The sequence below is a fragment of the Marinilactibacillus piezotolerans genome, from assembly GCF_900114235.1.
GTDB lineage: Bacteria > Bacillota > Bacilli > Lactobacillales > Carnobacteriaceae_A > Marinilactibacillus > Marinilactibacillus piezotolerans.
Genome location: NZ_FOSJ01000012.1, coordinates 34096 through 58519, shown reverse-complemented (window position 1 = coordinate 58519; position 24424 = coordinate 34096). Strand labels below are relative to the sequence as shown.

The following is a 24424-nucleotide window of genomic DNA, read 5'->3' as shown; positions in this document are numbered from 1 at the left end:
ATGGATTAGTTCTACAAGAAAGTATATAAATTTTAGCAAGTAAGAAACAATAGAAACGTTGTATAGTATTTTACACAGGATTATGGACTTGACTGGATCTAAGTTCTCTTTTGCTTATTTTTTCGATTCTATAATAAATGATGCTGGTGAGGAACTACTACTAGCATCATTTATTATAAAACCATGATTTATTAATATTTTTCTGTTATAGATAAATGGCTGACTTTAATATGGTACGGACACTGAGTTGACTCATATTAATACTGAATTCTATGAGTACAATAAAAAAAAATTGAACTAGAGAGAAGATTAGAATACAATGATACTAAGAATCTATGATAAATAAAAAACAAACAAGAGAATGGAGCTTAATTCATGTCAAACAAAATGAAAGTACTTGTAGGGGCCATTTTGGCCGTGATTTTGATGGGAATTCCTTTAGTGGGGTCGTATAATAGTCTAATTGAATCAGAAAGCAAAGTGGATTCGTCTTGGGCACAGGTTGAATCTCAGTTACAACGCCGCTATGACCTAATTCCGAATCTTGTCAGCTCCGTTCAAGGTGCAATGGATAATGAACAGGAAATATTTACAGCTATTGCAGATGCAAGAGCGGGGGTTGCTTCCGCTGACACTGTTGATGAAAGTATTGAGGCAAATCAGCAATTAGATACAGCAGTAAGATCCTTAATGGTTTCTGTTGAAGATTATCCAGAGCTGAAATCAAACGAAAATGTGACAGCTTTAATGGACGAATTAGCAGGAACAGAAAATCGTATTGCAACTGAACGTGGTCGATTTAATGAAGTCGTTCGTACGTACAATACAAAAGTGAAATCATTCCCGACATCTATTTTTGCCAGTATTGCAGGGTTTGATGAGCGTCCTTATTTTGAAGCAAATGAGGGTGCTGAAGATGCACCTACTGTTGACTTTGAATAGGTTTAAAATCTGCTTATAAGGAAAGGATCATCATCTTTGAAAAAATCAATTATACTAGTCGTAGGGTTTTTACTTGTGATTTTCAACCCGCTTATGACCGTATCAGCAAGCTCTCTGCCAGAAGCATCAACTGATTTTTATGTCTACGATGAAGCTGATATTATTGACTCAGAAGTAGAGACTTTCATATTAAATGTCAATCAAAATTATGAAAATACAGATGAACAACCACAAATCGTTGTTGCAGCTGTTGAGTCCCTAAACGGATTGTCCGTAGAAGAGTATGCAACTGAATTATTTACAAAATGGGAAATCGGACAAGAAGAAACAGATAACGGAGTACTCTTGCTGATTTCTGAAAATGATCGACAGATTCGAATCGAAGTCGGATATGGACTAGAAGGCGCTATCACGGATGCTAGTGCAGGGCGAATGATTGATAACCAGATGGATGCATTAGAATCTGATGATTACTCTACAGCTGTAGATGGTATCTTCACAAATATAGCACAGTCCGTCAACGATGAATATGGCTATGACCAGGAAGAAATACTTGGATTTGTACCTGAACCACAGCAATCATCATCTGATTCAGAAAATAATTATTGGATTATCTTGGTGCTGCTTATTATGATCGGTGGTCGTTTCATTGGTGGCAATAGAGGTGGTCGAGGTCGAGGCGGCAGATTTGGCGGCTATTATGGTGGTTTCGGTGGCGGATCCTCTAGTGGTGGAAACAGCGGTTCCTTTGGTGGAGGCGGTATGTCCGGAGGCGGCGGATCCTCTAGAGGATTTTAAATCTGTAATTCAAAATAGTTTTTCTTTTCATTCGTACGTTTAAATATCAATAATACAGATCGGGTACTGCAAACTTTAATGCATAAGTTAGCAAAATTAAGCTTGGATAATAGAATAATTCGTTCTTTACAGTAAGATATTTAAATCATCTTGGAGGAATATAATATGAGAATGATCGATTTAATTGAAAAAAAACAACATAATAAAGAATTAACTAAACAAGAAATTGATTGGATGATTAAGGGATATACTGAAGAGAGTATTCCAGAATACCAAATGAGTGCTATGGCAATGGCGATTTATTTTAATGGAATGACAAAGGATGAACGTAGTAACTTAACAATGGCGATTGTTGCTTCTGGGGAACAAATTGATTTGTCTGAAATTGCTGGTGTTAAAGTAGATAAACATTCCACTGGAGGAGTAGGAGATACCACAACGTTAGTATTAGCACCACTCGTAGCTAGTGTTGGAGTACCAGTAGCGAAGATGAGTGGACGGGGACTGGGGCATACAGGAGGTACAATTGATAAGTTAGAAGCTATTCCTGGTTTCCATGTTGAATTATCGAAAGAAGAATTTATAAAGTTAGTGAATAAAAACAAAGTTGCAGTTGTTGGGCAGTCTGGAAACTTAACGCCGGCAGATAAAAAGTTATATGCTTTAAGAGATGTAACAAGTACTGTAGAATCCATTCCGCTAATTGCAAGTTCGATTATGAGTAAGAAAATTGCTTCTGGAGCAGATGCTATTGTTTTAGATGTTAAGACTGGCGCAGGAGCATTTATGAAGAGCGTAGAGCAAGCCAAAGAACTGGCAGAGGCAATGGTCGAAATTGGAAATTCTGTTGGACGCCAAACGATGGCGGTTATTTCTGATATGAGTCAGCCCTTAGGGAATGCGATTGGTAACGGATTAGAAGTAAAAGAAGCAATCGAAACATTAAAAGGGAATGGACCTGAAGATTTAACAGAACTTTGTCTCGTTCTCGGAAGTCAGATGGCTTATCTTGGTGGAGTGGGGAATTCTCTTGAAGAAGCTCGCGCAAAACTGGAAGAGAATCTGCATAACGGGAAAGCACTTGAAATATTTAAATTATTTGTCCAATCACAAGGTGGGGACTCCACTGTAGTAGAAAATACAGACGAAGTTCTTCCGAAAGCAACAAATAAAGTAGAAGTTCAAGCAGAAAAATCGGGAGTTATTTCCACAATAGTAGCCGATCAAATCGGATTGACTGCAATGAAACTTGGTGCTGGAAGAGAAACCAAAGATAGCAGAATCGATTTAGCTGCGGGAGTATATTTGCATAAAAAAGTAGGAGACTCAGTAACGGCAGGTGAATCATTGGCAACGTTGTACTCAAACAAACAAATTGATGATACTGTAAAAGAAACAATTCAAGCAAATATGCATATTGCGGATAAAGCTGAACCTTTAAAATTAATTCATGAAATTATTCAAAGAAAAAATTAATCCTTATGTTCTAAAAGAGAATAAGCAAAGTTTATTAAACTTTGCTGAAGGTCTCTTTTTTTACAAGAAAAAACTGATATGGAAAAAGGAGAATTGAATGAAAATAGAAACAATTAAGAGTGGAGTGAAAATAAGTTCTCCGGTCATTATCAGCTATATAGCTTTAGGGATAGCCTGTGGAGTTGTTTTATATGATGCAGGAATGAGTGTTTTAGGGATTGGCATAATGAGTTTGCTTGTATATGCAGGAGCTGCACAGTTTCTGGCAGCAAGTATGATCGTTTTAGGAGCCTCTATTCCTTCAGTTATCATAATGGTATTCTTTTTGAACCTAAGACATGTGTTAATGTCAGCAAGTTTATCCAGTTTTGTAAAAGAAAGATCATTTGGATTTATATCTTTATTCAGCCATGTTCTAACGGATGAATCATATGGACTGAATTATACAAAATTTCGTGAAGGAAACTGGTCAACTGATGAAGCGATGGCAATGAGTTTATCAACTTATGGAACTTGGGTAATGAGTACAGTCATTGGCGGAGCAATTGGTAGTCAATTCCAGGTCAATACTGTAATCATGAATTATGCATTAATTGCCATGTTTGCTTGTATGTTAGTATTGCAATTCGTTTCCAGAGAGCATTTAATAGCTGGCATAGTTTCAGCAGGGACTACAGTACTCTTGATGGTCTTATTTAAGCATAATATCTCACTCGTCATTGCAACCGTATTTGCCTCATTTGTAGGATACTATTTAGAAGTGAGGAAGAATAGACATACAAAACCAGAATTTGAAGGGAGTAATGAGATTGAATAGCCAATGGACATTGATTGCAGGTATGGCAGTAGTAACTTATATTCCAAGATTACTGCCGATGCTTTTGCTCAGTAAGAAAGAAATCTCACCTTCATTTAGTCGCTGGATGACTTACATACCCGTTTCGATTTTTGCAGCACTAGTTGCTTCAGACATATTTTTCTGGAACGGTTCTTTTAATGTGAACCCAGGGATTAATATTAAATTGGTTCCCTCAATACTGGTTTTTTTGGTAGCATATAAAACGAAAAGTTTATTATGGTCTATAACCATAGGGTTAGGTGGTATTACTTTATTATGGGTTCTTTTATAATTGTAAAATGGAACGGCTAATATCTATAAAAATTTTCGATATTGATATGTTTGAGAAAACTGCTATTCAAGTGAAGGCTGTTTTAAAATGTTCTCTCCTAAATAGTTTGCCCATTGCTCCGTCCAGCAAAAAGAGTAAGGGACACCATGTTTTTTACGCATTTTCTGATATCTTGGTAATCTAGCCCATAAAAAAGAAACAAGTCCGATTAGCGGTAAATATAATGGACCCAGTAGGAGTGACTGATAAGTATGTCCATATTCATGTACGGTCATCCTTTCACAGTTTTGCTGGAATTGTTTTTTATCTCTGCCTTTTAAAAGGGTATGGTCTGATTCATTTGGTGTAAAAATAAATAGACCCAAGGAAAGACCATCAAGTCGATTCCATTTAGTATGAATACTTCCATGGTAAAATGTATGAGACTGGCTAAAATACATTAGAAATAGAAGAAAACCAATAAAAGTCTGTGGAATACTCCAAGTACATTGAATTAGAATGTAGAGGGTTCTCCAGATTAAAAATAAAGTTGGGTTTTGAATTTGATCTTTCTTCATAATATATCCTTTCATCAATAGGAATAAACTAATAAAAAATACGTTTCTCGTTATGAACGAGAAGCGTATTTTTGGATTGAGATATTACGAGCTGTACACCAGTCTGCCGATTGACCTGATATAATCAACTGCGTTTTTTGTAAGTCTGTGATAGATTTTGCGCCTAAAAGTGTCATCGTACTAGCTAATTCGGACTTCCAGCCCTGTATAGTTTCGATCGCTTGTTCAACATCTTCCAGAGCCATGTGCATAAATTGACTAGACAGTCCTGTTAAAGAAGCACCTAAGGATAAAGCTTTAACAATTTCAATTGGTCGGCGAATACCGCCGGAGGCAATGATATGAGCATGTTGCACGACTTCTTGGGCTTCTAATAGTGACTCGACAGTCGTCTGACCCCAAGATTCAAGATCGTCAAGTTTCTGATCAGTTCTTCTATAGTTTTCGATTTGCGCAAAGTTTGTACCACCGCTGCCGCTGATATCAATTAGCTTGATGCCGATAGATTCGAGCAGATGAATAGTCTCTCTACTCATTCCGAATCCGACTTCTTTTGCGATGACTGGAACATCAAGACCTTCAGCAATCTCTTGAAGATTACTGATCCATTCTGAGAATTCCCGGTCACCTTCAGGCATAACGATTTCTTGTGGTGCATTGATATGAATCTGCAGTGCATCAGCTTGAAGGATATCAACGACTTTTTTAGCATTTTTCAGACCATGTCCAGCACCTAAATTTGCAAAAACTAGCCCCTTGGGATTAGTTTCTCTTACCACTTTAAACGTACTCTCTTGTTCTGGATCTTTCAGAGCAGCACTAACAGAACCAGTAGCAATGGCTAAACCCGTTTCACGTGCAATAATAGCAAGTTTTTCATTGACCTTACCTGTCCAGCGACTACCGCCTGACATAGCATTAATAAAGAAAGGAACTTCGAAATCCAGTCCATTGAAGCTTACGGATAAATCCACATCTTTTACATCCATCTGGGGAAAAGAATGATGCACGAAGCGAATATCTTTAAATGAAGACACTCCTTGCTCATAAAATTTTTCTGATAGAGATACATGTTCATTTTTACGATTATTTTGTTTTGGCATAGTGTTTTCTCCAATATGTCAGTTTAAAAACCTTCTGGAACTCTCAAATATTTTTAGAATTAATATCTTAATTTGTATACTTTTGATTCTATCATGAACGAGTATAGACTTGTAGAGGAAGCAGGGTAATATCATGTTCTTCCCACTTTGAAACTAAATCAAGCAAACTGGCTTTACGATCAAACAAGGCGATTCCACAATCTCCTCCACCGGCTCCAGAAGATTTTGCTGCACCATTATATTGTTCAGCAAAATCACATAAAGTCTGTAACGCAGAAGTTTCAATCGGAACTCTCGTACTTTCACTCATATTTTTTAAAAGCAGACGATTCTGTCTAATTTCTTTTTGAATGGCAGAGAGATCTTTATCTCTAAAAGCACGAATCATTTTTTCTACACATGATTTACTTTCTTGTAAAAAGAATTGATAGTTTTCTTCTTTGGCTTCTCTTTTAGCTCTAACCTGATCAACTAGGCTAGTTGTAGAAGCAGGAGAGCCCGTCCAGCCAATTAAAAGTTTTAATTCTTCGGGAGGAGATAATTGTTCCACCATAAAAGCAGGCCAGTCTAATTCAATTAGGGCTGTGATGCTATGGGTATTTAGCTTTTCTCTGACCCATTCTCTATCAAAGCTGCTGTATGCTAGCCAGCCGGTATATGTTGCAGCTGCAATATCTCCAAATGATCCATTACTTTTAACGGATAGATGAGCGAGAACAGATAATTTGAATACGAGATCATCGGTTATATCTAAATCGTAATATTTAAGTAAAGCTCTGACTGTTGCTACAGTAACCGCAGCGCTGGATCCCAGACCATATTTCAGTCCGCTTGAGCTGTCTAGTTCGCTTTCCACACCAAGATGATAAATAGACAATTCTTTTTTACACTCTTTTACATAACGCTCTGTATAATCAATAGCGGCCAGTAAATAGTGAAAGGGATTTTCTCTTTCATCTACGATCATCTTGCCATTTTCTCTTCTCCACTGTAAAGGAATATTCGAATAATGTGAAGAATGAATGGTGCCAACTGTTTCTGAATGGCTTACTTTAACGGTCAAAAACTGGTCTACTGCTACTAATATAGCAGGGTGTCCAGGTTCGACCACTGCATATTCACCAGCAATATATAATTTGCCAGGAGCCGAGGCTACTACTTGATTCATTCGATCCGATCCTTTTCTAATTCGATTTTGGTTTATGCTTATGTATGTTAGAAAATTAATTATTCATTTTCCAACACTTGGATTCCAGGGCCAGGTTTAGCAGAAATAATTTGCTCTTCGTCAAAATAAGACATTAATGCTTTTTTGATTTTACTCATTTCAGACTGTTTGCAAATAACCTTAACATTGGGTCCGGCATCCATTGTAAAATAAACAGAATAGCCTTCCTTGCGAAGTGTACGAACTGCTTCCATTGCTAACATACTATCGGCTGTCCAATACGTAAAAGGAGGCTGAGCACCTAAAGTTGTTGCATGCATTTTCAAAGCATTCCGTTCTGCAATTGCGCCTACTTTATTGATGCTTTGTTCTGCTATAGAAATCTTGATGTCTGTCAAATCCTGATCAAGGGTAGCTAACCATCCATCATAGAAAGGAGAGGTTGCGACGGTCCTTTGCATACCATCTCGACTAGATACGTCTTTTTTCGCTTGTTTAACAATAATAAAAAGCATGCCAATATCCCAGTCAGCATTATCAATAGGATGTGCAAAAGAAGTCTCGTCGTTTGTACCTTTTTCCCATTCAACAAATCCGCCATAAATACTTCTAGAAGCTGATCCGGACCCTCTGCGTGCGAGACGAGAAAGTTCTTTTGAGGATAAATTTAACCCTGCAGCAGCGCTAGCAGCTCCTGCTAAAGCAGCTAAGCCGGAAGCTGAAGAAGCTAAACCAGCAGCTGTCGGAACATAATTGATACTTTCAACAAGGGCAAAATCAGTAAAATCAGCTTTATCTCTGACAATGTCCAAAATAGTAGAGACTTTTTTTAAGGCTATGCTGTCTTGTTTTTCACCATCAAGAATCAGCTGATCTTCTTTTAGAGAAGAGTCGAATGTAACTTTAGAATCTGTATAAAAAGCGTCTAATGTCAAAGAAAGAGAATTATTTTTTGGAATAATGAATTCTTCGTTTTCTTTTCCCCAATATTTTATCAATGCAATATTTGTATGTGCACGTACCCATTTACTCATGTGTATTGACTCCTAATGAATGGATCCAAGTTTCAACGGCTCCATTCTTCATTAATTCATTTGCGATATGTTTAGCTTGATCGAACGTTTTGGCTAAGGCTATCATACAGCCTCCTCGACCACTTCCGGTTAGTTTAGCGCCAAGCGCCCCTTGCTCTAGAGCAGTTTGGACTAAGTGATCTAACTTTTCATTACTAACACTTAAATCAGATAAATGACGATGAGCTTTTGAAAGAATCCTGCCTAATGCAGCTATATCATCTTCTTCAATTGCCGACTTTGCTTGAGCCGTCAATGAACCAAGTGATGAAATAAGAAGTTTTGTTTTTCTTTTAGATTTTCTCAGCAACTTTGCAACGTCTTGGACGGCTTCTCGTGTCTGTCCTTTTAAACCAGTGTCAGCAGCAATTAGATAACCAGTAACCTGTAAGTCGAATGTTTCAGGAGATTTTGACTTGATAAAATATACAGGTTTTGTACCACTTGTAATACGAGCATCTAAACCACTAGGGTTTCCATGAGCAATTTTTTCCGAGATTCCAATATAATAAAGTAAAGTTTCATTGTCCAAAGAACATTCAAAGAAATTATATAAAGCATGAATTAGAGCAGTTGCTACTGCTGCACTAGATCCCATTCCTCTTTCAGGGGGAATAAGACTGGATACTGTAATCAGCATGCCAGAAGTATCCACATTTAAATCTTCGCAAATTGTTTCAATTGTACGTCTAAGGTTATATAGGGAAACAGGAGTACTTGCTAGTGGTCCGTTATAATAACTGGAAAAAATTTTGCTTTCTCCTTCAATAGCTTTTATGCGAACTTCTACATTAGCAGCCGGGAAAGGAAGAGCAATTGCGGGTTCATTATAAACCACTGAATGTTCTCCAATTAATATAATCTTTCCGTGAGCCGTTCCAATGGCTTGATCGGAGAGAGTTTTCATCCTGTCAACTCCTTATAAGTTCTTTTATATAATATAATTCAGATATACCGTCACATACGTGTAGTTTAATCCTACTATATTTGGCTATTATACTCCAATATATCGTACCAGTTTAAGTTTAAAATTACTTAAAGAAACCAAAAAATAGTATGATTACCGAGAAAAAAATAGAAAGTACTTGAAAGATAAAAATATAACCATTTTTTAAGCGCTTTACGATAATGATAGTCAAGAACGAAAAATTTTGGTAAACTTGTACTCGAAATCGACACTATAGGAGCGGAGGATTTAACCGCATGCAAGAATCAGATACGTTTTATATTATTGAAAGAGATGAATGGAAAGCATTAAACGAACATACTAGGTTAACCTTAACAGATGAAGAACTAGAATCCTTACGTTCATTAAATGACCGGATTTCTTTGAAAGATGTTAAAGAGATCTATGTACCGATTCTTCAAGTTCTGCACACCCATATCAGATATTATGATGAACGACAGCGAGAAATGAAAATATTACTAAATCAGCCTGCTAAGAAGGATCCTTATATTATTGGCATAGCTGGTAGTGTGGCGGTAGGGAAAAGTACATTGGCTAGACTGCTTCAGACTATGATCGACCGGGCATATCCGAATAGAAAAGTAGATTTGATTACGACAGATGGATTTTTGTACCCAAATGAAGTATTAAAAGAAAGAAATATTTTGGACCGCAAAGGATTCCCTGAAAGTTATGATATGAAAAGATTAATTACGTTTATGGGAGATGTTAAAAGCGGCCGTAGAAATATTGAAGTCCCTGTATATTCGCATAAATTTTATGACATTGTTCCGGACGAACAGGCCGTAATTGATCAGCCGGATATTTTGATTGTCGAAGGAATCAATGTTCTGCAACTTCCAGCGAATGAGAAGATTTTTGTCAGCGACTTTTTTGATTTCAGTTTTTACGTAGATGCAGAACCCGAAAGAATCGAAAAGTGGTACTTGGAACGATTCGGACTGCTTTTAGATACGGCTTTTCAGAATCCTACCAATTATTATTATGATGTAGCCATGGGTAATCGAAAAGAAGCGTTTGATATGGCTAAAGAGGTTTGGCAGGATGTCAACTTAACCAATTTAGAAGAATATATTCTACCAACTCGATTCAGAGCGGACATGATCATCCATAAAACAACAGATCATTATATTGACCAGTTACTATTGAAAAAGCACTAAAAAAGAAGAAACTATGGGAGGTTTATCCATGATATTTATATCTCTATTCATGATTGTACTATATCTGGCAGTTCCTGCTGCAATTATCTTTTTTCTGAAGCTTTGTTACGATATGGTTAGTTTAACAAAGGAGAAAAATGTGAAATTGGATCGACTGATTGGCTTACTAGAAAAACGCGAACAAGAAAATGAATAATGGTAAAAAAACGGCTCACTTCAAATAAGTGAACCGTTTTTTACTATTCTACTTGTTTCTTTTTAAGGATAATTAATGCAGTGAAATTCAATAAAATAGTCATAATTAATAGAGTAGCAGAAGCGACGGCCACTGTTTGGGCTGTATCCATTAATGCAATCCAATCTTCGATTGTAACGATATAATTTGTATAAATAATTTGAAAGCATAAAGCAATACCACAGGAAGATAAACTCCATATTGCGTCCCAATAGAATTCTATTGCTTTTGCTTTTGGATTGAACAAATTAAATAGAGGTAATCCCCATGCCAGTAAACCGAATACCAAACTTCCAACATTTAATAGTCCCATATTTCTAAATAACCTCCATATGTATTGTAGTTAATAAGTGAAGTATACATATCTCTAAGATATAAATAGATAAAAAACTATTAATTAATTATTAACTTTATTTAAATTTCAACGAGCATATATATCTTTTAGTGATTCTCGAGCGCTTTCCATGAATGCTTTATCGCTTGCTGATAAGGATTTATTCTTTTTATGTGCTGCAAAATAAATTGTCATTAAATCTTTTGTTTCAAAGTCATAGATGTTGTAATGTTTGAAAGATTCATTTTCAAGTAGAGCACTCTTTGGAAGAAAAGTGATACCCATTCCTTGTCTAGCTAATGCTGCAACTGTTCCAATATTATTGCTTTCCAGCACAATATCAGGACTGATATCATGCTTATCGAAAAAGAGATCTGTCTGTTTTCGAATGGCAGAGTGATTACCGGTCAAAACATACTTTTCATTATTTAATGTTGAGATTGGAAAAGGAAAAAGACTTACTTCTGTTTTGTCAATCTGATAAAGTGAGCTTGATTCTGGCACAATCATGCACCATTCATCTCTAGTCAGTTCTTCGTAAGCTAATTTCTTATTTGTTGCAGGATCCATTCCTAAATATAAATCGATTTTATTTTCAATCAAATCAGATTCGGAAATAGAAGGGTTTTGTTCAATTAATTCTATTTTGATCCCAGGAAATTTAGAATGAAAAGCAGGTAATATCAGAGGGAGTAAAAAGGACCCCATGATTGCATGAACACCTATTCTGATTCTGCCATAATCTAACTGGGATACTAAAGAAAGTTCATTGACCATTTCAGTATATCGGTTACGTATTTTCTTTAAGTGGTATAGGTAGCGCTCGCCTGCGTATGTTAGTCTTAGCGGAGAAGCGTTACGATCTACAAGTTTTGTATTCAGTTCACATTCCACAGAACTAATTGATTTACTTAAATAAGGTTGTGAAATATATAACTTTTTAGCAGCTTGAGTAAATGTTTTTTCTTGTATCAGTGTCTCTAAATATAAAATCATTGTTTCTGAATGCATGGTTTTTCATTCCTTTTTATGAACTTCTTCCCTATACAGATAGTATCTAATCCAACGTGAAATGTCTAGGGAAATCTATAAAATCAATGTTAACAGGATACGGTAATTTTATCCGTACTACTGTTAAATTGAATTTTCTTATAATCTAAAAGTAAAAAAATATTCTTTTTTTAAAATTACTATATAAAAATAATAACCATCAAAATTGTGAATTTATTATATAACTTTTTTGTTATTGAATACATGAATAAAATAGAATTTTATTTTATAGTCTTTAATCGATATAATTCTCCTTGTAAACAAATAGTTAATAAGTGAGCAAACAAATTCAAGATTTATAATTTTAATTTATGTAATCCATTGATAAATGTTTTAAAAACTTATTGAATATATAAATTATTTTTTTATTTTTATTAGTGAAAATATTAACAAAGGAGAATGGGTATGTCAAAAATTATAACAGCAGAACAAGCAGCAAAATTAATACAAGACAATAGTACTGTGGCATTAACAGGATTTGGTCTAGCTTGTGTGAATGAAGAAATGGCGATTTCTATCGAGGAACGCTTCAAAAATGAAGGGCACCCGAAAAATCTGACGATGGTTCACGCCAGCGCTGTAGGAGACCGTCATGAAAAAGGTATGAGCCACTTAGCACATGAAGGATTAATTAAACGATGGATCGGAGGCATTGTTTCTGCATCACCAAAGATCAGTGAGTTGATTACTGAGAACAAGTGCGAAGCATACAACTTACCACAAGGTGTAATTGCTCAATTATATAGAGAAATTGCGGCTAAACGTCCTGGGCTTATAACAAAAGTAGGCATGAGAACATTCGTGGATCCGCGTTTGGAAGGTGGAAAAATATCTGAATGTACAACGGAAGATATTGTCAAACTGATTGAAATCGACAATGAAGAATGGCTCTATTATCCAACTTTTCCAATCAATGTAGGATTAATCAGAGGAACTGTAGCAGATGAAAAAGGAAATTTGACACTCGAAAAAGAAGGACTACATATGGAAGTTCTTCCGGTTGCTCAAGCAGTGAAAAATTCAGGTGGAATCGTTATAGCGCAAGTTGAATCAGTTGCAGCTGCTGAAACATTGAAAGCAAAAGAGGTAAAAGTACCAGGTATTCTTGTAGATTATATTGTTGTTTCAAAACCTGAAAATCATTTCCAGACCGAGAGTACTCACTACAATCCCGCTTTTGCAGGACAAATCAGAGTACCGCTAAACACTGTGGAATCTCTACCCCTAGACGCAAGAAAAGTTATTGGACGTCGTGCAGCAGCAGAATTGAAACAAGAAGCTGTCTTGAATCTAGGTGTAGGAATTCCTGTAAATGTTTCGATTGTAGCTGCGGAAGAAGGAATTACTGATAAATTGTATTTAACTACCGAAGCGGGATCAATCGGTGGCATACCTGCTGGATTAAGTAACTTTGGACATGCTTATAACAGCGAAGCAATCATTGATCACCATGCTCAATTCGATTATTACGATGGAGGAGGTCTAGATCTGTCTGTTTTAGGATTAGCTCAAACCGATCAATATGGAAATGTAAATGTATCAAAATTTGGAAACCGGGTCTCTGGATGTGGTGGATTCATTAATATTTCTCAAGCCGCAAAAAAATTAGTCTTTGCTGGAACTTTTACTGCTGGTGGATTAAAAGAAGAGGTCCGAGATGGAAAATTGACAATCTTGCAAGAAGGAAAATCTAAAAAATTCATTCAAGATGTCGAACAAGTAACATTTAGTGGACAATATGCATATGAAGTTGAACAAGAAGTCTTATATGTGACTGAACGAGCAGTTTTCGACTTGAAAGACGGTAAGATGCGATTAATTGAAATTGCACCAGGAGTAGATTTAGAAAAAGATATCTTAGACCAAATGGAATTTGAACCAGTCATCAGCAAAGATTTGAAAGAGATGGATTCAGCAATGTTTGAAGAACACTGGGGTAAATTAAAAGATATTGTAATGAACCCGAAAGAAGATGAAAAGGAGATCATTCATGCATAAAGATTTGAACAGATGGATCGTTTTAATTAGTTCTATGGGAATATTAATGTGTACGGGAGCTATATATGCTTTCAGCATTCTTGCTGGTCCCCTTTCAGCTGATACTGGATGGACAATGGAAAATGTCATGGACGCCTTTGCAATCAATGCAGCCGTCGGCCCGATTCCAATGATCTTAGGTGGATTTCTAACAGATAAAGGATGGTCAAAATGGAGCATTATGGCTGGTGGGATTTTATTTGGACTAGGATTTACTTTATCAGGGACGGCAACTAGCTTGGTACAGCTTTATTTTTACTATGGAATAATGGGCGGGATTGGACAAGGATTCGCTTATTCAGGTTGTTTAAATAATACACTTAGATTGTTTCCTGACAAACGCGGTCTAGCTTCAGGCCTGATTACTGGAGGAATGGGCGGAGCAGCAATTATTGCCGCTCCTATCGCAAATAGTTTAATTCAAAATGTTGGTGTTCACCAGACTTTCATTGGAATGGGACTTGCGTATACGCTGATTAGTTTCTTGTGCAGCTTATTTATCAAAGCAGCTCCAAAAGACTTTATACCTAAAAATATGCCTGTTATTCAAGGAAATACGAATAAGTTAGATTTAAAAAATAATAATTGGAGAGAAATGCTGCAGTCAGTCAATTTTTATCTAATTTTGTTTATGTTGGCAATGGGGGCATTTTCAGGTTTGATGATTGCTTCCAATGCTTCTCCAATTGGTCAAAGTATGTTTGGATTAACCGCTGCTGCAGCTGCCGGGTATGTTAGTTTATATTCCTTGAGCAACACATTGGGTAGGGTAATATGGGGTGGAATATCAGATAAGTTAGGTCGATCAAATACAATTAACATTATGTACAGTGTAATCATTTTGACCTTTTTTGTTCTGATATTTATCCGCTCAACAGCTGGATTCACAATAGGAATCATCGGATTAGGACTTTGTTTTGGTGGTGTAATGGGCGTATTCCCGTCATTAGTCATGGAAAACTTTGGACCAAGGTATCAAGGGGTTAATTATGGAATTGTATTTATCGGATACTCAGTATCTGCTTACTTTGCACCAAAAATTGCAGCAAGTATGGCTGCATCAGCTAATGGAGATTTTACGAACGCTTTTTACGTAGCCATAATAGTTGCAGCGGGTGGATTAGCATTAAATATCGTATATATATTGAATAAAAGAAAAAATATAGTTTTATCAGAAATATAAACAAGTTTTAGAAAATCAATAATATCTAAGGAGAGAATGGAATATGAGTATCTGTAAATTGTTAGGAATAGAGTATCCGATATTTCAAGGTGCAATGGCACGCATTGCAACTGCTGATTTAGCAGCTGCTGTATCAAATGCTGGAGGCTTAGGAATTATTGCTTCTGGTGGTATGACGTCAGAGCAATTACGCGAAGAAATCAGAAAATGTAAATCAATGACAGAAAAACCATTTGCAGTTAACTTAATGTTAATGATGGAGAACTGTGGAGAATTAGTGGATGTATTGATCGAAGAAGGTGTACGCATTGTTACAACAGGTGCGGGAACGCCGAAACGGTTTATGCCTGCTTTTAAAGAAAATGGTGTAAAAGTGATCCCTGTCATACCATCTGTTAAATTAGCGAAAAAAATGGAAGAACTTGGTGCGGATGCAGTCGTTGCTGAAGGAACAGAAGCTGGTGGTCATGTTGGAGAAACCACTACCATGTGTTTAGTTCCACAAGTTGTTTCAGCAGTCAATATTCCAGTGATCGGTGCTGGAGGAGTCGGCGATGGACGCAGTATAGCAGCGATGTATGCACTAGGTGCACAAGGTGTTCAAGTTGGAACACTGTTCTTGACAGCGGAAGAATGTCCAGTTCCCCCCGAATTCAAGCAAGCGGTATTGGATGCAAATGATACTGCAACAGTGGTGACAGGACGTAGAAGTGGAGCACCCGTTCGTTCAATCAAAAATAAAATGCTGACTAAATTTATAGAATTAGAAGAACGTAATGCTCCGCGAGAAGAAATAGAAGCTATTGCCTTAGGTTCATTGAGCAAAGCAGTTTACGAAGGTGACGTAGAAAACGGATCAGTAATGGCAGGACAAATTACAGGAATGATGAAAGATATCCGTCCAGCAAAAGAAATCATTGAGTCATTGTTCAGATCAGCTGAAGAACTCGTATCTAACTTAAAAGTCTCTTATTAATTAATTGATTTTCAAAAGAAATTGACGAGATAAATAGTAATTAGACAAGTACTTTTATTAAACAAGGTTATAGATTGTTTAATAAAAGTACTTTTTACTGTATGTCCACAGGATTCTAACAAGATTGCCACACTTTAACGTAAATTTTATTCAGAATCTCTTGTATACTATAACTAGAATAGGGGGAAATAAAGTGGCTGAAAAGATATACATTGCTGAAGATGAAGCAACCATCAGAAAAACGGTAAAAGCTTTTTTAGAGAGTGAAGGTTACGAAGTAGAAGATTTTGAAAATGGCGATCTACTATTCGAAGCGTTCTTGAGAGAAGAATCAGATCTGGTTATATTAGATGTGATGATGCCGGGATCTAGTGGATTTGATATTACTCGAAGTATCCGAGAAATCAGTGCGGTACCAATCATCTTATTAACAGCAAAAGATAGTGATCTGGATTATGCGACTGGTATCAATCTGGGGAGCGATGATTACTTTACTAAACCATTTAGTGCAATTGCACTCAATATGAGAGTCAAAGCAATGCTGAGAAGAGTGAAAATGGATCAGCAAATACAGAACAAAACAAATGAAGAACCCTATGTATTGGGGAATGTAACATTAGATTATAAAACAATGAAAGTTACAGTAGGCAAAGAAATCATAGAATTGACCCCTAATGAGTATAATGTGTTTTTGTATTTGATGAAAAACAAAGATCGAGCAGTCTCAAGAGAAGAATTGCTGGATTCAATATGGGGATACGGAAAGGATATTGAAACAAGAGCTTGTGATGATACGATTAGACGGCTAAGAAAGAAACTGGAAGGCGCCTCATTTAAAATCGAGACAGTATGGGGCTATGGGTTCAATCTGAAGGAGATAGGAAAATGAGAAAGTCCAAGCCGGGTAAAAAAAGTATCCAGTTCAAGCTAATGAGTATGGTAACAAGTTTAATGATTGTAACGTTTGCTATTGTAATTTTAATCTTTAATTTATTATTTACACAGTATATTGAAACAACTGCTACTGATCTACTGTCTTTGTCCAGTCAGAATATTAGTATGGGACCTAGAAGAGAGGAGACAGATTCTCTCGGAATTAACGATGATGAAATCATAAGAGATAATAATCCTGCCTTTGCTGTATCAGTAAATAGAGCTTTTATCACTGAGGATTATCAAATCATTTTTTCTGCAGATTTCCCAGTCAATATACAACAAGATACTGACTCCAGGAATTTTGTGGAAGGTTTACAGAATCTTGAGGTTCCCTTAGAGGAAGTGGAGAATGCCAGGTTAAACTGGAATGATAACCTCTATTATTACACAATGACAGCAGACGAAAGTGAATCTGGACAAACGGCGGTTTACTTTATTAATATGACTGATCTGTACAATCTTGAAAATTACTTAAATCTTATCTTGTTTTTTGTCATGCTAACAACTCTTGTATTAGCCTTGGTCGTAACGTATTTTATTTCTCTGCGCATATCGAATCCGATGAGAAGTTTAGCAGTATTCGCTAAACGAATAGGCGAAGGAAATTATGATACAATCAATGATGAATTTTCTGATCAAGAATCACATGAACTAAAACTTGCCATGAATGAGACAACGACTAAATTAAGACAATATGATGCAGAGCAGCGGGCATTTTTCCAGAATGCTTCTCATGAATTAAGAACCCCATTGCAGATCATCAAAAATACAGCAGAAGGTATCCAATACGGTATAGTTGAAGACAAAAATGGAGCAGAAACAATTAAAAAAGAAACAGATAAATTAACAGATTTGGTAGAAGATATTTTATTTCTCTCAAGGCTGGAATCCAAATCACCGGATAGATTGACTAGTATCAATGACTTAAGAGAAACATTATCCTATACAGCTGAACGTTATAAGCGACTGTTTGAAGAAAAAAATATACAGGTGAGTTATGACTTTTCAGAAAGTCCTGTTCTTTATAAGTACGATGAAAGAGAGTTAGAACGAACTTTTCAGAATTTACTTTCTAATGCCTTAAGATATGCGGAAAATTCCATTCGTATAACTTGCAAAGAACAAGGTGAAAGAATTATTTTAAGTGTCTATAATGATGGAGAAGCAATCAGTGAAAAAGATTTACCTCATATATTTGATCGGTTCTATTTTGGAAAAAAAGGCGTACATGGTATTGGTCTTTCAATCGTAAAAGCCATCATTGCTTCATATGGTGGTCGTATTGAAGTATCTTCTAATTCAACAGGGACAACTTTTACAGTTTTTCTAAATAAACTTAGTTAACCACATAAATTAAATGTTTCAAGCAGCTTATATCAGTATCGAGCAGTTCACAAAAGGTGAATTACTCGATACTTTTTTGTTTACTAAATCATTTTTTAATTGCGGTATTTTTACCGCAATTTTCTATCAAATTTACGGAGAATGAAAAATAGCAATCACGTATTATAAACACATGGACAAGAAAAGAAGGAGGAAAACGATATGGAAGAAAAATTTTACAGGCATGAATACAAACATGAAATATCCGAATTATCCAAGCAAATCTTAATGAAAAGATTGAGGAAACTCCTTCCTCATGATGAACATGTGATAGGAACGCATTATCATATCTCAAGTTTGTACTTTGACAACATTGAAGATGAAGCATACTACGATAATCAAGACGGGAATGCTGTAAGAGAGAAATTTCGAATCAGGTATTATAACCAGAACTTAAATTTTATTCGATTAGAAAAGAAAGTAAAAGAATACAATGCAGGTTATAAACTCAGCACGATGCTGACAAAAGACGAAGCAGAAAAAATGATAAAAGGAGATATCTTCTTTTTAAAAGATTCACAAGATCCACTGAAGCAGGACTTTTATGTAAATGCTAGAACAAAGCTGTTGAAGCCTAAAGTAATCGTTGCATATGATCGCGAAGCCTTTGCTTACAAAATGGGCAACACCCGTGTAACACTTGACTACAATATGAAAGCTTCTAATCGAGTACATGATTTTCTGAAACCTGAAGCAGTTATGCATAGAGAATCAGACGTAGCATGTGTACTGGAAGTCAAATACGATACTTATCTACCAGGATGGATCAGAGAACTGGTACAGATAGCTGAAACGACTTCATGTGGTCATTCGAAATACATGATTTCAAGAATGCTGACAACTTAAATTAATAAATATATCAAAGGAGAAATGAAAAATGTTATCTTACACAGAAATTATCAAAAACAGCTTTTTAGAAGAAATGAGCGAATTTTCAGCTCTCAATGCCATTTTTGCTCTTATCTCCTCTTTAATAATTGGGCTATGTATCTATTATATTTATAAAAAGACATTTAAAGGGGTTATGTACTCAACCCCTTTCAATACTTCGCTGGTCATGCTCTGCCTGCTAACAACATTCGTCATCCTGGCAGTAACTACAAACGTTGTATTATCTCTGGGAATGGTTGGGGCATTATCGATCGTTCGATTTAGAACGGCTATAAAAGATCCCCTCGATCTAGTCTTCCTGTTCTGGTCTATAGGCGTAGGTATTATTTTGGGGGCAGGGTATTATGTGCTTGCATACGGAGGCTCATTCTTTATTGCAGCGGTACTTTTTGTCTTTACTTTACACAAAGAAAAAGAACTATCTTATATTTTAATGCTGGATCTGAAAAATGAAACAGCGGAAGTAGCAGCAAATGAAGTCTTAAGAAAACAGATCAATCGCTTGAAACTGAAATCGAAAACATTAGTCAATGGACAGCCAGAACTGATTTATGAAGTTAAAATCAAAGAAAACGATACAGCCTTCATGAGTGAACTGTTTGCTACTGAAGGAGTACTAAATGCATCATTAGTCAGCTATAACGGAGAGCTGAATGCATAATAAAAATATGAGGAGCGGGGAAAATGGAAAAATTCTTTAAATTTTATTCTAAAAAAAGGCTATATACAGTGTTAGCTAGTGCTTTACTTTTTCTAGCTGCTTGTACAGAAACAACAGCTAGTTCGAATACTGACACTGATTCAAATACAACAAATGAAGGAACTACAGAAGAAGTATCGGTTGACACATTAGGATTGGATTCTACGGAGGTTTCAGCTGAAGATGAAGAATGGGACCTGGCAACAAGTACGGTCATCACGTTAAAGGATAGTACTTCCTCAGTCGAGGGCTCTGGAGCAGCAGTCAGTAAAGATATTGTAACGATTACCGAAGCAGGTACGTATGTCCTAGAAGGAACTCTAACTAACGGGCAAATCAGAATTGAAGCAGCAGATGAAGCAGAAGTACACATTGTTTTAAATGGAGTTTCAATAACCAATGAAACAGGAGCGGCCATCTACGGCGTCAATGCTGATAAGACGATCATTACGCTGGCAGCTGGAGTGGAAAATACTTTAGAAGACGGAACAGAGTATACATTTGAAAATGAAGAAGGAGATGAACCAGATGCAGTTTTATTCAGTGATGATGACTTATTATTGAACGGCTCTGGTAGTCTGACCATTACAGCGAACTATAAAAATGCCATAAAAGGTAAAGATGATGTAACGATTACAAACGGGGACTACACGATTGATTCAGTTCAAGATGGAATCAAAGGACGTGACTCGATCGTTATTCACGGGGGAACATTTGATATTACAGTAGAAAAAGATGCCATTCAGTCTACAAACGACACAGACGAAGGTCAAGGATATATTCTTATTGAAGATGGAACATTTAATTTGAATGCTTCAGGAGATGGTATCCAGGCAGAGACCGATCTGGAAATCAACGGAGGAGAATTCAATATTACAACAAATGGTAGCAGTGCAAATGCTGAGACGCAAACTGCAGTGAATGACTGGGGCAGCTGGTCACAAGATGAAAATGCTACTGATGTAGAAGAAGACACAGAAGAATCGACAAGTGCAAAAGGAATCAAAGCAACGGGGACAATGGTTTTGAATGGTGGAGAGTTTGTCATTGATAGTCAAGATGACGCCATTCATTCTGATGGGACAATTTCAGTTAACGGAGGAAATTATGATATTTCTACCGGAGATGATGCTGTTCATGCAAATACCGCATTAACAATCGAAGATGGAAATATTTTAGTCCAAACAAGCTATGAAGGACTTGAAAGTGCTGCTTTAACTGTTAATGATGGATCGATTGAAGTTAATACTTCTGATGATGGGTTAAATGCAGCTAGTGAGTCTGGAACGGCAACTATAAACATAAATGGTGGAGAAGTGATCGTCAACGCTGAGGGCGATGGCATTGACAGTAATGGAAGCATAGAAATGACGAATGGTTTAGTGGTTGTTAATGGACCAGTAGGCGGAGGAAATGGAGGACTGGATTATGATAGCAGCTTTGATGTTTCCGGCGGCACATTGATCGTAAATGGCAGCTCACAGATGGCAATGGCAACTTCAGCTACATCTGAACAACCAAGCTTATTCACAACGGATTTATCACTAACACAAGGAGACGTGATTCAAATAGCAAATTCAAATAACGAAGTAATTTTCACTTTTGAACTTCAAGAAGATAGTCAGTCTCTAGTATATTCATCTGCTGACCTAGTGGAAGGTGAAACATATACAATTTCAATGATTGATGGATTGACTGGTGAAGCAAATAATGGAATATACGACACAGCAGATTATTATAGTGGAACAGTGTTAGCTGAACTTGAAGCAACGACTGAACAAGAAGCTACTGGTATGGGTGGAGGTCAAATGCCCGGTGGTGGTAATGGTGGAGAAAGACCTTCAGGAGGAATGACCCCACCTGAAGGCGTAACACCACCAGAAGAGGATGAGTCTGAAACAACGACAAATGAATAAGCTAAGTATATAAAACGAATAAAGGTTAATAAATAACTGACTTGTTTTTCTCCCCTGAATTAAAAGTCATATAAAATCAAAACTAAGCTATACCTAAACAGAAGAAAGATAGGCTTCTGATTCAGGTATAGCTTTTTATTAAATCTATTAGATCAGTCTCAATTCTCAGACGAATATTTACATATTTAAATGATTATGATAAAGCTAATGTTTTAACGGAAGTAACTGCTTTATTTTCTCCCGCGCATCTTCTACAGATGTTACTTCGATCAATGTACTTAAATCTTCGGAACATGCAGATGAGTGCGTGTACCGAGGATCATAATAATGCGTCAAAAGGTTCTCTACTACGAGTGGATAATCTTTCTGTTCAAGTAATTTATCAGTCGCATTTGCTACAGGTGTATGTATGCGACGTTTGATTCTCTTAAAAGATTCAACAAACTCATCGTGATAGTCATGAGGTGAATAATCCGCTAGAATATTTTTTACGCGTTCCTCTATTGGGAGATGAATAAACAGCTGAGGGCTTTTTTCTTTAAGTTGATAAAAGCGCTCTGGTATGATGACTTTGCCTATTCGATTGCTTTCTCCTTCAATCAGTATGAACGGTTCGTTTTGATAGCGTAATAAAGCTTCGCCCAATAACAGATCAAACATTCTCTGATTATTTGGTTTTAATCCAATATGACCGAATATCGAGCCGCGATGATTAGCCATACCTTCTAAGTCGATAACAGGATAACCTTCTTCTTTAAGCTGGTGAAGAACGAGAGTTTTCCCGTTTCCGGTGTGACCATTCAAGACATATAATGATGGAATAGACAGGGTATCAAGTTGTTCTTGCATCCATTGACGATAAGCTTTGATCCCGCCAGTTAAACGATTAACAGGAACCCCCATTAAATCCAGGACTGTTGCAGCAGTTTTGCTGCGCATACCTCCGCGCCAGCAAAAAACGGTAACAGGGACCTTTAGTTGCTTGAATTCCTGAATAAAGGCAGGTAATTTTTTTGAAAAGATCTCTAAACCAAGGTCTTTTGCCGCTTCCTGTCCCTGCTGCTTATAGAGTGTGCCAACCTGTGCCCGCTCATCATCAGTGAAGAGAGGAATATTGATTGCACCCGGAATGGTTGCTTCTTCAAATTCTTTTGGTGCACGAACATCGACCACTATGGTCTTCCCTTGTTCTTTTGATTGAAAAAGCTCTTGCGGTGTAATATTAGTTAGCATAAAACGAATCCTTCCTTACTTAACATAAATATGACCAGCATCACCATTGGAGACTTCACCAATCAATTTAGCATCTATTCCTATGAGCTGAAGTGCTTCGAGTAAGGATGGCGCATCTGATTCACTTACTGCCATCAGTAGTCCTCCGGAGGTAACGGCATCAGCTAAAATAAGCTGGTCGATCTCATCGTGATGATCCTCAAAATGAACAACGTTTTGTACATGTTTTAAATTATTACGTGAACCACCAGGAATGACACCTTGTTCCGCTAACTCACGAACACGGGCTAACACTGGCACGTCGTCTTTTTTGATGGTAATGGCTTGATGACTTTCGGTAGCCATTTCAGTAAGATGCCCTAATAAACCAAAGCCCGTGATGTCAGTACATGCGTGGACATTATATTGGTTCATAACTTCAGCCGCTGATTTATTAAGTGTGGTCATTACTTGAGTTACACGCTTTGTTTCTTCTGATGTTAATAATTCCCTTTTAATCGCTGTAGTCGAAATTCCAACGCCGATTGGTTTTGTTAAGATCAATTTATCGCCTTTTTTAGCTCCGGCATTTGTGTGTATGTGATTAGGGTGGATTGTACCCGTGACCGCAAGACCAAACTTCGGTTCCTGGTCATCAATTGAGTGACCACCAACTAGAGCGCAATCTGCTTCTTTTAATTTATCACTTGCACCGCGTAAGATATCCGTAAGAATCGCTTTATCCAATGTATGAATGGGAAAAGCTACAATATTCAGTGCAGTGATTGGTTTTCCGCCCATTGCATAGACATCACTCAAAGCATTTGCTGCTGCAACCTGACCGAAATCATATGGATCATCCACAATGGGTGTAAAGAAATCGACAGTCTGCACAATAGCTAGATCATCGGTCAATTTATAGACACCCGCATCATCTCCTGTATCTAAACCGACAAGAAGATTGGGGTTGCTGTTTTGTACCGGAAGTTGATGAAGCACGTCACGTAAATCACTTGGACCAATCTTACAGCCGCAACCGCCTTTAGTAGTGAGTGTAGTTAATCTAACTTGAGTCATTTCTTCTTCCTTCTTTCATTTTGGTTGATATGAATAGGTATAGTTTACCACTCTTTTAACGATTCTGTTATAACTGGATGAATTTTTTTAAGTTGAAATATTGGTAATGTTAATCCTTGT

The 24424-nt window shown here is 36.8% G+C and carries 24 protein-coding genes; 15 read left to right on the top strand and 9 right to left on the bottom strand.

The genetic code is table 11. The features are described 5' to 3' along the window. Window positions 1-375: 375 nt before the first annotated feature. The 5 genes from BM212_RS04635 to BM212_RS04615 all read left to right on the top strand — a co-directional run bounded on the left by BM212_RS04635 (window position 376) and on the right by BM212_RS04615 (window position 4346). Window positions 376-942, top strand: a complete 567-nt coding sequence (locus BM212_RS04635) for a LemA family protein (RefSeq protein WP_072694150.1) — start codon at window positions 376-378, stop codon at window positions 940-942. A 36-nt stretch (window positions 943-978) separates the two neighbouring features. Further along, the gene (locus tag BM212_RS04630) at window positions 979-1740 is read left to right on the top strand and encodes a TPM domain-containing protein (protein WP_245750931.1); all 762 of its coding nucleotides are present in this window, start codon (window positions 979-981) and stop codon (window positions 1738-1740) included. Between the two features lie 165 nt (window positions 1741-1905). Beyond that, the gene (locus BM212_RS04625; protein WP_091896737.1) at window positions 1906-3216 is read left to right on the top strand and encodes a pyrimidine-nucleoside phosphorylase; all 1311 of its coding nucleotides are present in this window, start codon (window positions 1906-1908) and stop codon (window positions 3214-3216) included. Between the two features lie 97 nt (window positions 3217-3313). After that, window positions 3314-4033: an AzlC family ABC transporter permease gene (locus BM212_RS04620; protein ID WP_091896734.1), complete on the top strand. Its 720-nt coding sequence runs from the start codon at window positions 3314-3316 to the stop codon at window positions 4031-4033. Then, the gene (locus BM212_RS04615) at window positions 4026-4346 is read left to right on the top strand and encodes an AzlD domain-containing protein (RefSeq protein ID WP_425434171.1); all 321 of its coding nucleotides are present in this window, start codon (window positions 4026-4028) and stop codon (window positions 4344-4346) included. Before BM212_RS04620 ends, BM212_RS04615 begins: the two co-directional genes overlap by 8 nt. 62 nt (window positions 4347-4408) lie before the next feature. On the opposite strand, the gene BM212_RS04610 is transcribed toward BM212_RS04615, so the two are convergent. The 5 genes from BM212_RS04610 to mvk all read right to left on the bottom strand — a co-directional run bounded on the left by BM212_RS04610 (window position 4409) and on the right by mvk (window position 9154). After that, a complete protein-coding gene (locus BM212_RS04610; RefSeq protein WP_091896728.1) occupies window positions 4409-4903 on the bottom strand; it encodes a hypothetical protein in 495 nt (164 codons plus the stop codon). 50 nt (window positions 4904-4953) lie between these two features. Then, a complete protein-coding gene (fni, locus tag BM212_RS04605; protein ID WP_091896725.1) occupies window positions 4954-6006 on the bottom strand; it encodes a type 2 isopentenyl-diphosphate Delta-isomerase in 1053 nt (350 codons plus the stop codon). Between the two features lie 91 nt (window positions 6007-6097). Then, window positions 6098-7174 carry a phosphomevalonate kinase gene (locus tag BM212_RS04600; RefSeq protein ID WP_091896723.1) on the bottom strand — a complete coding sequence of 359 codons (1077 nt, stop codon included), beginning with the start codon at window positions 7172-7174 and terminating at the stop codon, window positions 6098-6100. Between the two features lie 59 nt (window positions 7175-7233). After that, the gene (gene mvaD, locus BM212_RS04595; protein WP_091896720.1) at window positions 7234-8208 is read right to left on the bottom strand and encodes a diphosphomevalonate decarboxylase; all 975 of its coding nucleotides are present in this window, start codon (window positions 8206-8208) and stop codon (window positions 7234-7236) included. Continuing rightward, window positions 8201-9154, bottom strand: coding sequence for a mevalonate kinase (gene mvk / locus BM212_RS04590; RefSeq protein ID WP_091896717.1), 954 nt, complete (start codon window positions 9152-9154; stop codon window positions 8201-8203). The genes mvaD and mvk overlap by 8 nt, the downstream gene beginning before the upstream one ends. A 296-nt stretch (window positions 9155-9450) precedes the next feature. On the opposite strand from mvk, the gene coaA reads away from it, so the two are divergent. Then, complete coding sequence (coaA, locus tag BM212_RS04585; RefSeq protein WP_091896714.1) at window positions 9451-10374, top strand: type I pantothenate kinase; 924 nt, start codon at window positions 9451-9453, stop codon at window positions 10372-10374. A 28-nt stretch (window positions 10375-10402) separates the two neighbouring features. Next, window positions 10403-10570 carry a hypothetical protein gene (locus BM212_RS12575; RefSeq protein ID WP_177206318.1) on the top strand — a complete coding sequence of 56 codons (168 nt, stop codon included), beginning with the start codon at window positions 10403-10405 and terminating at the stop codon, window positions 10568-10570. 43 nt (window positions 10571-10613) lie between these two features. Here BM212_RS12575 and BM212_RS04580 read toward each other — a convergent pair whose 3' ends face one another. Both BM212_RS04580 and BM212_RS04575 read right to left on the bottom strand, forming a co-directional pair. Further along, window positions 10614-10922 (bottom strand): hypothetical protein, encoded by a 309-nt coding sequence (locus BM212_RS04580; RefSeq protein WP_091896711.1) that lies wholly within the window; start codon window positions 10920-10922, stop codon window positions 10614-10616. 108 nt (window positions 10923-11030) lie between these two features. Further along, window positions 11031-11954, bottom strand: coding sequence for a LysR family transcriptional regulator (locus tag BM212_RS04575; protein ID WP_091896708.1), 924 nt, complete (start codon window positions 11952-11954; stop codon window positions 11031-11033). A gap of 444 nt (window positions 11955-12398) precedes the next feature. On the opposite strand from BM212_RS04575, the gene BM212_RS04570 reads away from it, so the two are divergent. The 8 genes from BM212_RS04570 (at window position 12399) to BM212_RS04535 (ending at window position 22015) form a co-directional block, all read left to right on the top strand. Next, window positions 12399-13991 (top strand): acyl CoA:acetate/3-ketoacid CoA transferase, encoded by a 1593-nt coding sequence (locus BM212_RS04570; protein ID WP_091896705.1) that lies wholly within the window; start codon window positions 12399-12401, stop codon window positions 13989-13991. After that, window positions 13984-15213: an L-lactate MFS transporter gene (locus BM212_RS04565; RefSeq protein WP_091896702.1), complete on the top strand. Its 1230-nt coding sequence runs from the start codon at window positions 13984-13986 to the stop codon at window positions 15211-15213. The genes BM212_RS04570 and BM212_RS04565 overlap by 8 nt, the downstream gene beginning before the upstream one ends. A 43-nt stretch (window positions 15214-15256) precedes the next feature. Continuing rightward, a complete protein-coding gene (locus tag BM212_RS04560; protein ID WP_091896698.1) occupies window positions 15257-16189 on the top strand; it encodes a nitronate monooxygenase in 933 nt (310 codons plus the stop codon). Window positions 16190-16382: 193 nt separating this feature from the next. Further along, window positions 16383-17078, top strand: coding sequence for a response regulator transcription factor (locus tag BM212_RS04555; RefSeq protein WP_091896696.1), 696 nt, complete (start codon window positions 16383-16385; stop codon window positions 17076-17078). After that, window positions 17075-18469, top strand: a complete 1395-nt coding sequence (locus tag BM212_RS04550) for a sensor histidine kinase (RefSeq protein ID WP_177206315.1) — start codon at window positions 17075-17077, stop codon at window positions 18467-18469. The genes BM212_RS04555 and BM212_RS04550 overlap by 4 nt, the downstream gene beginning before the upstream one ends. 201 nt (window positions 18470-18670) lie before the next feature. Then, window positions 18671-19354: a polyphosphate polymerase domain-containing protein gene (locus tag BM212_RS04545; RefSeq protein WP_072694170.1), complete on the top strand. Its 684-nt coding sequence runs from the start codon at window positions 18671-18673 to the stop codon at window positions 19352-19354. Window positions 19355-19385: 31 nt separating this feature from the next. Next, window positions 19386-20060, top strand: coding sequence for a DUF4956 domain-containing protein (locus BM212_RS04540; RefSeq protein ID WP_072694171.1), 675 nt, complete (start codon window positions 19386-19388; stop codon window positions 20058-20060). 23 nt (window positions 20061-20083) lie between these two features. Further along, window positions 20084-22015, top strand: coding sequence for a carbohydrate-binding domain-containing protein (locus tag BM212_RS04535; protein WP_091896691.1), 1932 nt, complete (start codon window positions 20084-20086; stop codon window positions 22013-22015). Between the two features lie 204 nt (window positions 22016-22219). Here the strand turns inward: BM212_RS04535 and mnmH are convergent, their stop codons facing one another. Both mnmH and selD read right to left on the bottom strand, forming a co-directional pair. Continuing rightward, window positions 22220-23248 carry a tRNA 2-selenouridine(34) synthase MnmH gene (gene mnmH, locus BM212_RS04530; protein WP_091896688.1) on the bottom strand — a complete coding sequence of 343 codons (1029 nt, stop codon included), beginning with the start codon at window positions 23246-23248 and terminating at the stop codon, window positions 22220-22222. A gap of 15 nt (window positions 23249-23263) precedes the next feature. After that, on the bottom strand, window positions 23264-24304 hold the full coding sequence (gene selD / locus BM212_RS04525) for a selenide, water dikinase SelD (protein WP_091896685.1): 1041 nt from the start codon (window positions 24302-24304) through the stop codon (window positions 23264-23266). Window positions 24305-24424 lie beyond the last annotated feature (120 nt).

Bases quoted from the DNA above. Each gene is read 5' to 3' on its own strand.
- BM212_RS04635 (WP_072694150.1), top strand. From the start codon at position 376: ATGTCAAACAAAATGAAAGTACTTGTAGGGGCCATTTTGGCCGTGATT.
- BM212_RS04600 (WP_091896723.1), bottom strand. From the start codon at position 7,174: ATGAATCAAGTAGTAGCCTCGGCTCCTGGCAAATTATATATTGCTGGT.
- coaA (WP_091896714.1), top strand. From the start codon at position 9,451: ATGCAAGAATCAGATACGTTTTATATTATTGAAAGAGATGAATGGAAA.
- BM212_RS04575 (WP_091896708.1), bottom strand. From the start codon at position 11,954: ATGCATTCAGAAACAATGATTTTATATTTAGAGACACTGATACAAGAA.
- BM212_RS04540 (WP_072694171.1), top strand. From the start codon at position 19,386: ATGTTATCTTACACAGAAATTATCAAAAACAGCTTTTTAGAAGAAATG.
- mnmH (WP_091896688.1), bottom strand. From the start codon at position 23,248: ATGCTAACTAATATTACACCGCAAGAGCTTTTTCAATCAAAAGAACAA.
- BM212_RS04560 (WP_091896698.1), top strand. From the start codon at position 15,257: ATGAGTATCTGTAAATTGTTAGGAATAGAGTATCCGATATTTCAAGGT.
- selD (WP_091896685.1), bottom strand. From the start codon at position 24,304: ATGACTCAAGTTAGATTAACTACACTCACTACTAAAGGCGGTTGCGGC.
- BM212_RS04545 (WP_072694170.1), top strand. From the start codon at position 18,671: ATGGAAGAAAAATTTTACAGGCATGAATACAAACATGAAATATCCGAA.
- BM212_RS04550 (WP_177206315.1), top strand. From the start codon at position 17,075: ATGAGAAAGTCCAAGCCGGGTAAAAAAAGTATCCAGTTCAAGCTAATG.
- BM212_RS04565 (WP_091896702.1), top strand. From the start codon at position 13,984: ATGCATAAAGATTTGAACAGATGGATCGTTTTAATTAGTTCTATGGGA.
- BM212_RS04620 (WP_091896734.1), top strand. From the start codon at position 3,314: ATGAAAATAGAAACAATTAAGAGTGGAGTGAAAATAAGTTCTCCGGTC.
- mvk (WP_091896717.1), bottom strand. From the start codon at position 9,154: ATGAAAACTCTCTCCGATCAAGCCATTGGAACGGCTCACGGAAAGATT.
- fni (WP_091896725.1), bottom strand. From the start codon at position 6,006: ATGCCAAAACAAAATAATCGTAAAAATGAACATGTATCTCTATCAGAA.
- BM212_RS04580 (WP_091896711.1), bottom strand. From the start codon at position 10,922: ATGGGACTATTAAATGTTGGAAGTTTGGTATTCGGTTTACTGGCATGG.
- BM212_RS12575 (WP_177206318.1), top strand. From the start codon at position 10,403: ATGATATTTATATCTCTATTCATGATTGTACTATATCTGGCAGTTCCT.
- BM212_RS04610 (WP_091896728.1), bottom strand. From the start codon at position 4,903: ATGAAGAAAGATCAAATTCAAAACCCAACTTTATTTTTAATCTGGAGA.
- mvaD (WP_091896720.1), bottom strand. From the start codon at position 8,208: ATGAGTAAATGGGTACGTGCACATACAAATATTGCATTGATAAAATAT.
- BM212_RS04625 (WP_091896737.1), top strand. From the start codon at position 1,906: ATGAGAATGATCGATTTAATTGAAAAAAAACAACATAATAAAGAATTA.
- BM212_RS04535 (WP_091896691.1), top strand. From the start codon at position 20,084: ATGGAAAAATTCTTTAAATTTTATTCTAAAAAAAGGCTATATACAGTG.
- BM212_RS04570 (WP_091896705.1), top strand. From the start codon at position 12,399: ATGTCAAAAATTATAACAGCAGAACAAGCAGCAAAATTAATACAAGAC.